The following is a 13,481-nucleotide window of genomic DNA, read 5'->3' as shown; positions in this document are numbered from 1 at the left end:
TGAGTTTAAAGTAGCTCTATAGTGATTTCAAAAATTCTTCCATTTTATCTTCGTTAAATTTTACCCAGGGACCGTTTCTGGTTAAGTTATATAGGTGAAATTCCTTGCAATTATATCTAAAGAGGACGATATATGCTTCAACATTTAATGCTTCTGCAACCAAGCGAGCACTTTTGGCTTGCAAGTCCCTGTTTTCAAATCTATTTACGATGGCATTTAAGTATTTCTGGTTAATTGGAAAATCACTGTCTGTTCGGGTTAATTCCATAACTGCAACTGGTACTAATTTACCTTTTCTATAACGCCATTCAATAGCATCAACATCAAGCATATATAGACCTCGGTCTAATTGTCTGTGCCAATTTTTATACTCTTTTGCTCTGTCTTCGGTGTCAGTTCTCTGATGGGCTTTAGCAGAAGTTTGTGTAAGCTTTTTTTCCACTGAACACACCACCTTATTTAGTTTGAGTTTGGCTTGCTCTGGATATAAATTGAAAGGAATTCTTCATATCCAATGACAATTCCTCTTCTCTTTAGTCCTTCTTTTTTTCTGTTCCAGAGTTTGTATAGAAGTTCAACCTTTTGTTCACCAATGCCATAGTGAATTAACCTATGGTCTCCCGGGCATAAGCAGGCGATATTTTCTACTACATCGAGACTCGCATCAAATTTACTTTGCAAGCTAATTGGGATCAGGTGATGCGCCTCCATGTATGGTTTTCCCGATGCACTTTCAAATGTTTCATGTTCTGGATTACCTTCGCACTGAAATTCCTCCTTCATTAATGCGGTCAACGCAACTTTGGGATCTCGAGGATATTTTAATGAAGATGAAGTTCTTGGTAATTTTACAGCAGCAGCACCAATTTCTTGTTGGAAAATATCATCCTCATCATCAAGGTTCAACTGTTTTTTAAAGACAATGCTTTCAGGGTCAATGTGTATAGACCTCTCAGCCCATTCCTCAGGACGCATTGATCCAATATGCGGAATATCGTCTTCAGGTTTTACAAAGATAAACCAAATATCATCTGGATTTGCTTCAAAGACTCCGCGATTAAAATATAATCTTAGCTCATTTCCCTGCTTCTTTGGATATACAACAGGCAAGGAAACTCGTGTAGTTGTATTATCAGGATAATGAACAATGAAGTCTTTTTGAGGAGAAATAACTGAAGTAGCTCCTCCTCTTCTCGCAAATGAAGTTGGATTATAGACGGAAAAGATAACATTTTTTTCATGTGAATCTAAAGTTACACTTTTGTCTCCAGTGGCTTCACGCTTTGTTACAGGGGAGTACGCTCCGATTGTTGCACCATAATACCTTAATAAATCTTTTGTGAATAATGACATTTACAAGACCTCCTTGTTGAGTTATCTAAAGTATATAACAAAAGATACAGGGTGGTCAACCGGAATTTACAGGGTAAACACCCTGAATTAAAAATATTTTTTATCATTATATTTTTCATGTATTATATAAATTGAGCAGCTTAGTTGAAATGGTAGTCTTTACTTTAGATTATTTCTATTTAATGAATAGGATATATGATATAATTTTATTTTCATGGAGTACAAAAACTCAACTTTGAAAACAAACTAATAGAAGGTGATAATATGGCGATACTGGATTTGTTTTCTGGTTGTGGGGGATTAAGTGAAGGGTTTTTACAGGCTGGACTAGAAGTCGCTGTTTCAGTCGAAATTGATGCAAAAGCATGTGAAACCCAAAGATTAAACCACCCAGATACACAGGTATTACAAGCTGACCTAACTGAACTTAGTCCTGAAGAATTAACTGCCAGGACAGGGTATGAACAATTTGATGTAATAATTGGTGGTCCTCCTTGCCAGGGTTTTTCTCTGATTGGTACAAGATTAGGTACTGGAAGAGCAATAGGAGAGTTTGGTGAAGACCCCCGTAATAAACTATACAGGGAATTCGTTAAGTATGTAAGACATTTCCAGCCGAGAGTATTTCTAATGGAGAATGTCCCTGGGTTATTTTCAATGCATCAAGGGGCAGTTCGCGAAGATATTGAAAGGGATTTTTCCTTTGACCATCCAGATGGTGAATTCAGAGGATATAATGTAAGAGCTGAGATAGTTAGAGCTGTTGAATTTGGGGTTCCACAAAGTAGAGAAAGAGTTATTTTTATAGGGGTAAGAAATGACATTAATCTAGAGTTTGATTTTCCAGAAGGAATTTTAGCACCTGAGAATTATTTTACATTAGGAGATGCTATCAGTGATTTACCTCCTCTAGGGATTAGAGATGGAGAACATAGAGTGCCGTTTAATTACCAAGAAAATGAATATTTACGACTACTTAATCATAACGCTTGGAATATTAGGCGAGAAAATGGTTACGAAGATGGATATTTATATAACCATATATCCCGCTTCCATAACGATAGAGATAGAGAGTTATTTAGCATCCTCGAGCCCTTTCAAAAATTAAGAGAGCTTGATCCTGATCGAATTCCTATTCGTTTACGAAACGGTTTTGATGATTTTTATAGGAAGTTGGACTATGGGCGACCGTCACCAACTATAATTGCACACTTAAGTAAAGATGGTCTGGCTTTTATCCATCCTGATGGGAATCAGGCAAGATCGATTTCTGTTCGTGAAGCTGCGCGTCTTCAAAGTTTTCCTGATAATTATGTATTTGTCGGACCGCAGTCAGCAATGTACCGACAAATTGGAAATGCTGTTCCGCCTTTACTAGGTTACCACTTGGGTTTACATGTAATGGGAATATTAGAACGAATCCAAGAATTAGAAGAACAACTTGCGCTTAATCTTTAATGGAAAACGACCTAATTAAATAGGTCGTTTTTGTTATTTAAAATAATAAGGTTGTTACAAAAATTTTGACCTAAATGTTTGATGTTTGCAAAATGTTAGCAAAAAAAGCAAAAAAAAATCAAGGGTTTCTTGCCTAACGGCTGAAACCCTTGATTTAATTGGTTTTTAACGTATGCGGATGAGAGGACTTGAACCTCCACGGTGTTGCCACCACTAGAACCTGAATCTAGCGCGTCTGCCATTCCGCCACACCCGCGTTCTATAAGAATTATAGCACAAAAACGGTCAATTTCAATCATAAATTTCATGCAGCTGCAGTAAGATATCATCAGTTGCGCACAAGGCATTGTTGAAAAAAAAAGGACAGGTAGTATTAGAATTGAATTTTTCCACATACAATGTACAAAGTTTTTTGTATGTGGGGGACGAGGCCTTGAATGTCAGTTTACTAGTCAGTTATATATTCCTTGGGTTAACACTGGCAGCTCCAATCGGACCGGTAAATTCAGCCAGGTTGGATAAGGGAATCAAAAATGGGTTCTGGCATGCCTGGATTGTAGGGACAGGTTCCATGATTGCCGATGCTATTTTTATGCTGTTAATCTATTTAGGTCTTGTCAATTTTTTGGACATGCCGATCATTCAAATATTTCTCTGGCTGTTTGGCGGGTTCGTCCTGATTTACTCGGGAATCGAGTGTATTTTAAAGGCCAATCATATTGATCTAGCTTTCAGCCGAGGTAAAGAATCAATGCTCAAATGCTTCCTCACAGGTTTTATCATGTCAATCAGCAGTCCTTTATCCATCCTCTTCTGGCTAGGAATCTATGGTTCTGTCCTTGCGAAAACAGCCAGCAACTATGGAAGGGCAGACTTATTGATTTATAGCAGCATGATTTTTCTTGGTCTTGCATTGTGGGATATTTTCGTCGCAGCGATTACAAGCGGGTTCAGGAGGTTTCTCAATTATGGTAGCTTGAGGGCTATTTCGATCCTATCAGGCCTTTCCTTGCTTGGTTTTGGCGTTTATTTTGGATATCAAGGTATCAAGGCAGTATTTTTGTAGACATACTATTGGAAAAACCTCCAGCATGATATTATCCCCTTTAAGTAGACATTCAAAAAAACCTCCATGGTACCATGGAGGTAAGAATGGATACTTGGAGGGGATTTTTCTATGGCTAAGAAAGGACAACAGTTTCAACGTTATACAAATGAATTCAAACAGAAAGCAGTATTAACATACGTTAATGGATCTAAAAGTTATAAGGTAGTGGCCGAAGAGTTAGGGATCCGCAATTGTACACAGCTTAAAGTATGGGTAAAGAAGTGGATGAACGGACAGTCATTTGATGAGCGGCGTGGAGTATCAAACCCTTTAAAAGGAAGGCCACGTACTAACTTTAAAACGGTGGAAGAAGAAAGAGATTATTTGAAGGCACAGGTAGAATACTTAAAAAAGCAGTATCCAAATCTGGTAAAGGAGGAGAAGACATCACCCGTCAGGCAAAATATGAAATCATTGAAGGGTTAAGGGGGAAATACCCTGTCACCTGGTTAATGGAAATCGCCAGAATCAAGCGTGCCTCTTACTATAAGTGGAAAGCAACTCTGCCACAACGCGAGGAAAGGTTCAAACAAGAACAGGATGTACGAGAACATATAATGGCCATTCATTTTATTCATCCAGAGTTCGGGCGTCCTCGAATAACAGATTGGTTAAAGGAAAGTGACTTTTTGATCAACCATAAAAAAGTGTACAGGTTGATGAAGGAGATGGGCATACAGTCGGTGATCCGGAAGAAAAGGAAACGCCATGGCCATACACCTTCAGTTATATGTCCAAATCGCCTAAAGAGAAATTTCAAAGCGGTGGGTCCAAATCAGAAAATGGCAACAGATATCACATATGTTTCTGACGGCAAAGAGTTTTATTACCTGTCGGTCATTCAAGATCTATTCAACAATGAAATCGTGGCATGGCAAATATCCAAACGAAATGATTTAGAACTCGTATTAAAAACTGTTGATGAATGGACAAATAAAAAGGACGTAGCTGGAGCCGTTCTCCATTCGGATCAAGGCTTCCAGTATACGTCCAAGACATACAACAATAGGTTAGAGACATTCGGCGTCAAGGGCAGCCACTCTCGCAAAGGAAACTGCCTTGATAACGCATGCGTAGAATCATTCTTCTCACATCTCAAATCCGAAAAGTTGTATATAGCACAGTGTAAATCAGAAGAGGAAATACGGCAAGCAATCGAAGAATTCATCTATCATTACAATTACAAACGGACTCAAAAGAAATTAAAGAAACGCGCGCCGATTGAGTATCGACACGCGTTAGCTGCGTAGCTTTTTTGTCTTGTCTACTTGACGGGGTCATGACCAGCATGGAGGTTTTTTTTATTTTCTGATAACAATCAAAATCGTTCATAATTATTTAACATTTGATTAATGATGATTGTTTTTGAAAGAAAATGATTGATTTTTGAAATCGATTACATTATGATGAAAATACGAAGCAAATAGGAGGAATGGCTCATGTTAACACCTGAGCGCCACCAGCTCATTTTACAGATGATAAAAGATAAACCTATAGTGAAGATACAGGACTTAGTTGATCGGACTGGGGCTTCGGAGTCAACCATCCGCCGGGACCTTACAATCCTTGAGGAAGGGAAGTTCCTGAAAAGAGTGCATGGCGGAGCTGCCAGGTTAAGAGGCAAACTTCAGGAGCCAAGCATGATTGAAAAATCCACCAAATTCCTTCAGGAAAAAAGACAAATCGCCCAATATGCTGCAAGTCTTGTAGAAGAAGGTGACAGTATCTATCTTGATGCCGGATCGACTGTTTTGGAAATGGTCAATTTCCTTCCGGCTAAAGATATCGTCGTGGTGACTAACGGTCTCATGCACTTACCTCAGCTACTTGAAAGAAATATAGAAACATATGTGATCGGCGGGTATGCCAAGCTGAAAACCAATGCAATTATCGGAAGAGGGGCACTCGCAAGCCTTGAGCAGTATCGTTTCGATAAATGCTTTCTCGGAGTCAATGGTATACATCCCGATTCGGGGTATACGACACCAGACCAGGAAGAAGCAATGATCAAGCAAAAAGCGATGTCTTTGTCTCGCGAGTCATTTGTACTTGCTGATGACACGAAGTTCTCTGAAATTACATTTGCAAAAATAGCAGACTTGCATGAAGCTGCGATCATCACAAATGCCATTGATGAGGATCATCAAGGACAATATACGAGCAAAACTTTAATAAAGGTTGTGACATCATGATTTACACGCTGACACTTAATCCATCTGTCGATTACATCGTGGAAGCAGATGAAATCCAGCTGGGCAGCTTGAATAGGACTTCAAATGAAACAAAGCTGCCTGGCGGCAAAGGAATAAATGTTTCAAGGGTACTGCGCTCCCTTGGAGTTGAAAGCGAGGCTACAGGTTTTATTGGAGGCCTCACCGGCAGGTATGTCGAGGAGTTTCTTAACAGGGAAGGCGTGCAAACCGGTTTCGTCAATGTTGAGGGTGATACACGAATCAACGTTAAGATCAAGGCCGGATCAGAAACAGAAATAAATGCCCGTGGCCCGGAGATTTCATCACATGCTATTGACTCATTGAAAGACCAGATCAGGAAGCTGGGAAAGGGCGATTACCTGGTTCTGGCCGGAAGCATTCCATCCAGCATGCCTGATTCTATATATGAAGAAGTTGTCCAAATCTGCAAGGACAGAGGAGCAGAAATAATCGTGGACGCAGAAGGAGACCTGCTTAAAGATATTCTTTGTCACAGGCCATTCCTGATCAAGCCGAATCATCATGAATTAGGACAGTTCTTCAATAGGGAAATCACAGATCCTGATGAAGCCATCTTGTATGGAAAAAAACTTGTCAAAGCTGGTGCTAAAAATGTCATTGTTTCATTGGCTGAGAAAGGGGCCGTATATATAAATGAAGACGGCTCATATAAGGCTACTGTGCCTCAAGGCGAAGTCAAGAGTTCAGTAGGTGCCGGAGATTCAATGGTGGCTGGTTTCCTTGCCCAGTTCCTAAAAACCACGGACACCAAAGAAGCATTCCGATATAGTGTAGCTTCAGGAAGTGCCACTGCATTTTCAATCGGATTATGTACACCTGAGAAAGTTGAAAAACTTCTTCAAGAAGTAAAAATACTTAACAGCTAGTAAGGGGGAGAAAAGATGAGAATCACAGAACTGCTGACTAGAGAGACAATTCTATTATCAATGAGTGCTGCGTCAAAGCAGGATGCAGTAAATGAGCTTGTAGGAGTGCTTGAGAAGGCTGGGAAAATTACAAACCGGGATGCTTTTAAAGAAGCGATCCTAAAACGTGAACAACAGAGTACTACAGGTGTTGGAGATGGAATCGCCATTCCACACGCAAAAACGTCAGTCGTGAAGGAAGCGGCAATTGTATTTGGACGTTCAGAAGCCGGAATCGATTATCAATCATTGGACGGACAGCCTGCACATCTGTTCTTCATGATTGCAGCACCTGAGGGAGCGAATAATACCCATCTAGAGGCACTTGCCCGACTTTCTTCCATCTTGATGAAAGCTGAAGCACGTGAGAAACTTCTCGGAGCAAAGACTGCTGATGATGTCATTGGAATCATTAACAGCTACGACAAGGATGAGAACGAAGAGAAGGTTGAAAGAAGCAATAAAAAATTCATCGTTGCGGTAACTGCATGTCCTACGGGTATTGCCCATACCTATATGGCAGCAGATTCATTGAAAGCAAAAGCAGCCGAAATGGGCGTAGATATCAAGGTTGAAACGAATGGATCGGGCGGAGCGAAAAATGTCCTTACGAAAGAAGACATCGAAAACGCAGAAGCAGTCATCATTGCCGCTGATACAAAGGTGGATATGGACCGCTTTGCTGGAAAACCATTAATTGATGTCCCGGTTGCAGACGGCATCCGCAAACCGAAGGACTTGATCGAAAAGGCTGTTAAAAAGGACGCACCACTGTACAAGGCTTCAGGCAATGCAGCGGCAGAAAAGAAAGAAAGCCGTGGCGGAGTTTACAAGCATCTGATGAATGGTGTTTCGAACATGCTTCCATTTGTAGTTGGTGGCGGTATCTTAATCGCTATTTCGTTCATGTTCGGCTACAATGCCTTTAATCCGGATGATCCATCCTATCACCCAATTGCAAAGGCGTTGATGGATATTGGCGGAGGCAGCGGTGCCTTTGGTTTACTGGTGCCAATTCTTGCCGGCTTTATCGCACTAAGTATTGCTGATAGACCAGGTTTTGCACCGGGTATGGTCGGAGGCTTGCTCGCAGCAACTGGAGGCGGTGGGTTCCTAGGCGGTTTAGTCGCTGGTTTCCTTGCTGGCTACCTCGTATTGGGACTCAAGAAATTGTTCGCTGGACTTCCTGCTTCACTTGAGGGGATCAAGACCATTCTCTTGTATCCGTTATTCGGTATTGCTTTAACAGGATTCATCATGCTGTTTTTAGTGAACAAACCAGTTGGTGCCTTGAATCAGGCAATCACAGATTGGCTTTCAGGATTAGGGACTGGGAATGCAGTATTGCTTGGTGTTGTCCTCGGTTTAATGATGGCATTCGACATGGGCGGACCAGTGAATAAAGCCGCTTATGTTTTCGGAACAGGCTTGCTTGCGAACGGTGTATATGAGCCAATGGCAGCGATCATGGCAGCTGGTATGGTTCCTCCGCTAGGCATCGCATTGGCAACAACTATCTTTAAAAATAAGTTTTCAAAAGAAGACCAGGATGCAGGCAAGGCAAATTACATCATGGGACTTTCTTTCATCACTGAAGGGGCAATCCCATTTGCAGCCGCTGATCCACTCCGTGTTATTCCTTCAGTAATGGCTGGATCAGCCGTTGCAGGCGGATTGACTATGATGTTCAACATTGGCTTAAGAGCTCCTCACGGTGGACTGTTCGTAGTGCCGCTTGTCGAGGGTGGGTGGCTGTTATATCTTGCCGCCATTCTCATTGGCTCAATTGTCTCAGCCGTATTGCTTGGACTATTGAAAAAACCAGTTACAAAATAAAATCAAGGCCTGCAGGGTAAAGACTGCAGGCCTTTTGTATTTCTTAGGAGATTATAAAATTATTTAGTTGTGGATAACTACATGTAATATTCCCTTAATCCATCTCCAGCGCCTAGCCCCTCGAGTCGCTTGTCTAGTGTCGCCTCCTAGAAACTCCGAAACTTCAACTCCACCGGCAGAAGCAAAAAACGCTTCTTTGTCGGAGTCTCCATTTTCTGCGTTTCTGGACAGTCGGCTATACTTTTCGATTTCGGTCCGCCCAATGAAGTCAAAGAACGACTTCACCGGTCGGCCCTCCAGCGCTTGTCGGGGCTGAACGAGGCGCTAGCGCTTTTTGTTCTGCATAAGAATATTTCCAGCGCTTTCCTTATAAGCTTTTATGAAGTGATTTGTGAAGGAGGAGAAGGGATGGAGAGGGATTACAAAGCTGCTGCCCTTTATGAACATCGGTTTTGGCTTCAGGTTCTTGGTGACCATGGGCGATTCCTGCATGAGGCGCTGGTGCCGGTAGAGCAAGAAGAAATAGAAACGGCGAAATACTTTATTAATACTTTCGACCGTCTGCTGCAAAGGGTAGAAACTACTGACCTCATACATTTGAGCATGAGAGCAGAGGAAGAAGCGAAGAAAATCAGGGAATTCAAACTGGACCTGATAGAAAAAATGCTTACTGGAAATGTGAAAATCCATTTTGGCCCAACCTTTGTAAACCACATGGTAAATGAAGTCGAAGAGTATATAAGGGTACTCGGATATTTAAAAAAGGGAGCAGTGCCGCCGGTATTCCACGAATTGCATCACCATACTGTCTGGCTGCTCGATGCCGCAGGCCATGCTGGTGCCATCCAAAGTAATCTTGATCAGGTTGAAAAGCGAATGAAGAAAAAAAGCGAGAAGTACATGAAGAATTTTGAGGATTTTTACTTAAAAGCAGTTGAGATGACAGGGTACCTGAGAACGAATCTCAGTTCATTTCCAGCTTTGCAAAGAATGAATCAAGAGGTATCTTTGGAAATTCAGCTGTTCATGAAATTTCTTGATGAGTTAAAGGAACTCGAGTTGACTGAACAGGCATTGGGCAGCTTTGCTCCGCTTATGGCTGACCATATGTTCAGGGAAGAGTGCTATTATTTGTCCAAAGTCGCTGAAGCGGCCTCGATGAATAAGCCGGAATGCGATCCTGGGAAGCCAAGATTGAAGACAGACTGAAAGTAGCGGATACTAGATAGAATTCAATTCGTCTAGTATCTTAGCACTAATTTTGTCTCAAAACAGAACAGGTGTTCTTATTTTGGACAAGGTTATGTTATACTTGAGAAGCAATAGTCAATCTCAAAGTGGACGGCTAGCCCCGGAGGAAAGGGGGTGATGCCTTTGACGGTATTCGAAACCTTCATGGCGATGTTTTCATTTGCCAGTCTAATCCTCGCTATCCTGACGTTAAGCCAAAAAAAATAGACCTCTTTTTACTGTAAGACAGTGAGAGGTCCATCTGCTTATCTTGCCGTACCTCATGGGGAAACGGCTATTGCGGAGACTGCTGGTGGGCCAACACCGGCAGTCATTCTTTACTTTCATTCAATATAAGGATACCATACGAGACTGTGATTGTCACGGTTAGAAGGCTGTATGCATGAGATGTTTTGAAGTTTGGCAATACTAATGAAGTTGTACTATCCATGCATAGGGAGTGAATAACAGATGCCTAGATGCACATTAGAGTATGGTGATCTCTTCTACGATGAGATTGGCCAGGGACATCCAATCATTTTTCTGCATCTACCTGGGATGGGAAGGAAAGTATTTCGATTCCAGAAGCCTCTGAGTGAACGTTATAAGCTTTTCTTTCCTGACTTAAGCGGTCACGGGGACTCATCAGCTTTACAAAAAAACGTTACAATCCAAGGGTATACAGAAGAAGTACTAAAGCTGGCAAATTCGTTAGGCCTGGAAAAAGTAACTTTATGCGGCTATTCCTCCGGAGGCAGCATCGCCCAGGAATTTGCCCTTGCCCACCCGGATCGGACTGAGTCGGTGATCCTGTGTGGAGGCTTTGCCGAAGTACAATCGCCTGCACTGAAGTATGAGCATATGTTGGGCATGTACTTTGTGAGAAATTCCCCAAAAACTCTGGCAAAAGTGATTGCAACTGCTCACACATTCGATAAAAACTACAGGAACGAACTGATTGAACATATGTTGAAGACAGATTTGAAAACATGGTTCCATTTTTATCACGAATCATTGAATTATTCCTGTATCAGCAGGCTGAAGAATTTGTCGGTCCCTATACTCCTTATTTATGGTGAGAGGGATTTTATCAACCAGCACTTAAGGGCGTATGAAAGAGAGCTTAAAGGCTTCAAGACAGCGATCATTCCTAAAGTCTCACATCAAGTACCTGTTAAAAAGTGGCGGGAGTTCAACAGTGAGCTGACCAAATTCTTGGAAGAGCAAACAGCCAGGCGTTGAAAAACGCATTGTCCAAATACAATGCGTTTTACGCCTCTTTTTTATCAGGTTTGATGGCAAGGAATGTCGCAAGAGCAGCAGAGATGCTCAATACGGTCAGGATCACGAACATTAGTTTATTGGAATTTTTCATCATTAAAGCGATGACAGGCGGACCAGCTGCAACTCCGATGAATCTCATTGAACTGTATATGGATGTTATGGTTCCACGTTCTTCTTTTTCAATACTCTCAGTAATCAATGCATCAAGTGGAGGCAGGCTTGCTCCAATACCAATGCCGGCAACGAGGAACATTGAGATCAGAAACCATAACTCTCTTGAAAAACTCAACAGGGCCACTGCTATACCAAGCAGCACTAAGCTTGAGAACGTAATCCACTTCATAAGGACCATGTTCTTCTTAATTACTTTTCCAGTAATAAAGGATGAAAGGCATAGCGCCCCTAAAGGCAGGGCAAGAAAAAGTCCCTTTTTCAAATCCTTTATTCCATATTTATTCTCCAGAATATCGGACAGGTAAAATAAAACTCCAAACAACACGAACATCACAATCGCGCCAATTAGGAATATGGCATAAAGCCAGCGTCCATTCTCGGTAAAAGTCAGCTTGATTTTCTTTAGGAAATCTTTAAATGGCAATGGTTTATCTTTCTTTTTTGGACTTTTTACAAGGAAAATCATCATGATGATCGAAAGGGCACAGAACACTGGTATCGAGAAAAATGGGATAAACCAGATGAAACCTGCAAGGAAGGAGCCTAAAACCGGGCTGAGAACCTTGCCAAGGGTGTTTGCAGTTTCGATTTCTCCCAGGGCACCGCTCACTTCATCATCGTTTTTGAACATATCTCCAACCAGAGGCAAAACAATTGGGAAAGCTCCTGCTGCTCCCACCCCCTGCAAAGCTCTGCCGATTAAGACAACCCAATATCCATCGTTCATTTGCCATGCAGCCCAACCAGAAATAGTTCCGCCAATTCCTGTTATGATCAGGCTTGGGATGATGACTTTTTTTCGGCCAATATGATCAGATAAATACCCGGCTATCGGGATTAAAAAAATCGCTACTATTGAATATACAGTAATGATCAGGCTAGATTGAAAGGCTGAAATGCCCATTTTCTTTTCCATGACAGGCAAAACAGGAATCAGCATCGAATTGCCAAGTGTCATCACAAGTGGAATGGATGCGAGAGAGACAATTGCCCATTTTTGATTATTGACATTATCCTTTTTCGTATCTTTTTTATCCGAAACTCCACCGGATTTTGGAAACAAGCTTTCAATATAATTCATGATTGTTACCTGCCTTTTTTCATACTATTTTTAGTGTGGTCTTAATCCGTAAAAAAACAGATGTCTTTTTATGGGAAAGATTTTTATGGAGTTTTTAGTGTGAAAAAGATAAAATGTTGAAAAGGCTTGAAGGAGGTGCGGTTATGGTGCAAATATTGTATTTGAACGTCGGTATGCCAGAGGAAATCAATTGGAACGGCAAAAAAGAACAGTCAGCAATCAGGAAAAAAAGGGTGGCACAGGCTTTTCTCTCGAAAGATTCATTCAGGGGAGATGGTGTGGCAGCTACAGAATTTCATGGTGGTCCTGACAGAGCTGTCTGTTTTTATCCGATGGAGCACTATACAAAATGGTCAGATGAATTCGGAAAGGATCTTGCAGCGCCGACCTTTGGTGAAAATATATCCGCATCTGGCATGACGGAAGCTGACATCTATATAGGTGATACATATAAGCTTGGTGAAGCTGTGATCCAGGTGTCACAGGGCAGAGTGCCTTGCTCGAAAATTTCAAAAAACAACCAAATTGGCCAACTGCTGAAAAGGGTAGTCGAAACAGGCTATACCGGTTATTTCTTCCGGGTTATTCAGGAAGGAATGGTCTATGAGGATTCGGAAATTATTTTGTTGGAGAGGAAACAAAATAACATGTCGATCCTAAGAGCGAATAAGATTTATTTTCACGATCGAAATGACTATGGTGCAATTGAAGAACTACTGCATATCGATGAGCTGGCAGAAGAGTGGAAGAAAAACCTTGCAACGCTGTTAAAACATAAAAATTAAAATATTTGATTTTTATGTTTGACATTTGCCATT

At 41.4% G+C, this 13,481-nt stretch carries 13 protein-coding genes and 1 tRNA gene; 10 read left to right on the top strand and 4 right to left on the bottom strand.

What is annotated here, in order from left to right; translation table 11 throughout:
- Nucleotides 1-16 precede the first annotated feature (16 nt).
- Both RH061_RS14000 and RH061_RS13995 read right to left on the bottom strand, forming a co-directional pair.
- Nucleotides 17-442, bottom strand: a complete 426-nt coding sequence (locus RH061_RS14000) for a hypothetical protein (protein ID WP_311071022.1) — start codon at nucleotides 440-442, stop codon at nucleotides 17-19.
- Nucleotides 443-459: 17 nt separating this feature from the next.
- Nucleotides 460-1,353, bottom strand: a complete 894-nt coding sequence (locus RH061_RS13995; protein WP_311071020.1) for an HNH endonuclease — start codon at nucleotides 1,351-1,353, stop codon at nucleotides 460-462.
- A 264-nt stretch (nucleotides 1,354-1,617) separates the two neighbouring features.
- Between RH061_RS13995 and RH061_RS13990 the strand changes: the two genes are divergently transcribed.
- Nucleotides 1,618-2,811 (top strand): DNA cytosine methyltransferase, encoded by a 1,194-nt coding sequence (locus tag RH061_RS13990; protein WP_311071018.1) that lies wholly within the window; start codon nucleotides 1,618-1,620, stop codon nucleotides 2,809-2,811.
- A gap of 173 nt (nucleotides 2,812-2,984) precedes the next feature.
- Here RH061_RS13990 and RH061_RS13985 read toward each other — a convergent pair.
- Nucleotides 2,985-3,067 (bottom strand) — tRNA-Leu (locus RH061_RS13985).
- A gap of 177 nt (nucleotides 3,068-3,244) precedes the next feature.
- On the opposite strand from RH061_RS13985, the gene RH061_RS13980 reads away from it, so the two are divergent.
- From RH061_RS13980 to RH061_RS13945, 8 genes are all read left to right on the top strand, one after another.
- Nucleotides 3,245-3,877, top strand: a complete 633-nt coding sequence (locus RH061_RS13980) for a LysE family transporter (protein WP_311071016.1) — start codon at nucleotides 3,245-3,247, stop codon at nucleotides 3,875-3,877.
- Nucleotides 3,878-3,988: 111 nt separating this feature from the next.
- Nucleotides 3,989-5,169 (top strand): IS3 family transposase gene (locus tag RH061_RS13975; protein WP_311070725.1). Its coding sequence is split into 2 segments (ribosomal slippage): nucleotides 3,989-4,277 and nucleotides 4,277-5,169, totalling 1,182 coding nucleotides; the frame shifts between segments, so codons are not numbered across the junction.
- A gap of 189 nt (nucleotides 5,170-5,358) precedes the next feature.
- Nucleotides 5,359-6,111, top strand: coding sequence for a DeoR/GlpR family DNA-binding transcription regulator (locus RH061_RS13970; RefSeq protein ID WP_311071014.1), 753 nt, complete (start codon nucleotides 5,359-5,361; stop codon nucleotides 6,109-6,111).
- Nucleotides 6,108-7,019: a 1-phosphofructokinase gene (pfkB, locus tag RH061_RS13965; protein WP_311071012.1), complete on the top strand. Its 912-nt coding sequence runs from the start codon at nucleotides 6,108-6,110 to the stop codon at nucleotides 7,017-7,019. The genes RH061_RS13970 and pfkB overlap by 4 nt, the downstream gene beginning before the upstream one ends.
- Nucleotides 7,020-7,034: 15 nt before the next feature.
- On the top strand, nucleotides 7,035-8,894 hold the full coding sequence (locus tag RH061_RS13960; protein ID WP_311071010.1) for a PTS fructose transporter subunit IIABC: 1,860 nt from the start codon (nucleotides 7,035-7,037) through the stop codon (nucleotides 8,892-8,894).
- Between the two features lie 408 nt (nucleotides 8,895-9,302).
- Entirely contained in the window at nucleotides 9,303-10,103 is an 801-nt protein-coding gene (locus tag RH061_RS13955) for a DUF2935 domain-containing protein (protein WP_311071008.1), read from the top strand.
- Nucleotides 10,104-10,262: 159 nt separating this feature from the next.
- Nucleotides 10,263-10,352 carry a putative holin-like toxin gene (locus tag RH061_RS13950; RefSeq protein WP_225649917.1) on the top strand — a complete coding sequence of 30 codons (90 nt, stop codon included), beginning with the start codon at nucleotides 10,263-10,265 and terminating at the stop codon, nucleotides 10,350-10,352.
- 243 nt (nucleotides 10,353-10,595) lie between these two features.
- Nucleotides 10,596-11,366 carry an alpha/beta fold hydrolase gene (locus tag RH061_RS13945; protein WP_311071006.1) on the top strand — a complete coding sequence of 257 codons (771 nt, stop codon included), beginning with the start codon at nucleotides 10,596-10,598 and terminating at the stop codon, nucleotides 11,364-11,366.
- A gap of 28 nt (nucleotides 11,367-11,394) precedes the next feature.
- On the opposite strand, the gene RH061_RS13940 is transcribed toward RH061_RS13945, so the two are convergent.
- Nucleotides 11,395-12,663, bottom strand: coding sequence for a bacillibactin exporter BcbE (locus tag RH061_RS13940; RefSeq protein WP_311071004.1), 1,269 nt, complete (start codon nucleotides 12,661-12,663; stop codon nucleotides 11,395-11,397).
- 143 nt (nucleotides 12,664-12,806) lie between these two features.
- On the opposite strand from RH061_RS13940, the gene RH061_RS13935 reads away from it, so the two are divergent.
- Nucleotides 12,807-13,448: an MOSC domain-containing protein gene (locus tag RH061_RS13935; RefSeq protein WP_311071002.1), complete on the top strand. Its 642-nt coding sequence runs from the start codon at nucleotides 12,807-12,809 to the stop codon at nucleotides 13,446-13,448.
- Nucleotides 13,449-13,481 lie beyond the last annotated feature (33 nt).

The organism is Mesobacillus jeotgali (genome assembly GCF_031759225.1).
Classification (GTDB): Bacteria; Bacillota; Bacilli; order Bacillales; family Cytobacillaceae; genus Mesobacillus; species Mesobacillus jeotgali_B.
Note: the sequence above shows the minus strand (reverse complement) of the source record. Positions and strands in the feature narration are given on the sequence as shown.